Raw genomic sequence first — 1,511 nt, forward strand, 5'->3', positions numbered from 1 at the left:
AATGTCATCGACGGGTGACGTTACCCACTATTTCTTTTTTAAGATATAGTGAGAGGTGAAAGGAAGCCCGACCACAGCCTCAGGGATCGCGAATCCGTATAAAAAACCGGGCTTCTTCACTTTCATTTTTGAATCAGGTTTAAGTATGTTGGGGCCACAGAGCTCGTGTATAGGAAATTGGAATCGAAATGAATAAGTGAAGATCTTTCAACATGATATGGAGAGAGGGAGAGTATTGGATTGGAATTCATCATTGCGTTAGATATTTCAATGGGGAAAAGCTACAAAGTCTTATACAATGGCCAAACGTGTCTTTCAGAAGGGGAAATCTTTCATAATAGGGATGGTTTTCAAGTATTGCTTGATGAAATCTGGAACCTTCCAGAAGAGCCTATTCTCGTTTTTGAATCAACCGGCATTTATTCAAAACCAGTGGAAACCTTTTGTCAAAAGAATAATTTGCGGTACTGCTTATTAAACCCTCTTGAGGCAAAAAAGCAACTAGAACAAGGAACGCTAAGAAACTGGAAAACGGACAAACATGACGCTCATAAATTAGCACAAGCCCATCAACAAAATAACCGAAAAAAGAAAGTCCAACAATCAGAAATTTATAATGAAACCCGTGACCTTTCGCGGTTTTATCAAGAAATTGAAGAGGGTATAAAACGAACACGGATGTACCTGCATCATGCCATCCATTTAAGCTTCCCTGAACTTGAGAGGTTCTTTTCAAATAAGGTCACACCCTATGCCTTAACACTTATTGAGTTATACCCTCACCCTGAATTTGTACTCGATTCAAGTAGAACAAAAATCAAAAACCTTCTGTTGAAAAGTACCGCTAAAAAGATTTCAGAAAATCGTGCCAAAGAAAAGGCAAGTCAGATTATCGATTACGCTTTGGAATCTTATCCAGCTGTTTCCCCACACAGTGTTCAAACTCAAAAAGTTCAATATTATGCACGACAACTGCATCACCTCTTAGAAGATAAAGAACGAGTTTCTGAACAATTGATTGGGAACGCCAAACAGCTTTCAGAGTTTGAGGTCCTTACAAGCTTCCCAGGCATTGGCGACATTAGTGCAGCACTTTTCATTGGAGAAATTGGCGACCTTTCCCGTTTTTCCAATCACAAAAAAGTGAACGCATTTGTAGGTATTGATATCCGAAGATATCAGTCTGGAAAGTACGCAGGACAAGATCGCATTAATAAACGGGGAAATCCAAAGGGAAGAAAGGTATTATATCTTATTGTACGTAATATGATCCGACAGCAAAAAACAGCACCAAGTCATATCGTTGATTATTATTATAAATTAAAAAAGCAACCTATCCCCAAAGAAGATAAGGTTGCCAAAGTAGCTTGTATAAATAAGCTACTAAAATGTATTTTCTCCATGGTCAGGAAAAATACAAAGTACGATTACTCGTATGCGGTCTCTATGGACCAGTAATTATAGTTTACCATGAACGACCTACCTCAGTAAAAAAGTAAAACAACTGAGGT

The 1,511-nt window shown here is 38.3% G+C and carries 1 protein-coding gene; it reads left to right on the forward strand.

Features of this window, described 5'->3' with window-relative positions; translation table 11 throughout:
* Positions 1-240 precede the first annotated feature (240 nt).
* Complete coding sequence (locus ACTWPX_RS21610) at positions 241-1,458, forward strand: IS110 family transposase (protein WP_443121488.1); 1,218 nt, start codon at positions 241-243, stop codon at positions 1,456-1,458.
* The last annotated feature ends 53 nt before the right edge of the window (positions 1,459-1,511 follow it).

Source organism: Halobacillus sp. H74 (assembly GCF_052246715.1).
GTDB lineage: Bacteria > Bacillota > Bacilli > Bacillales > Halobacillaceae > Halobacillus > Halobacillus litoralis_A.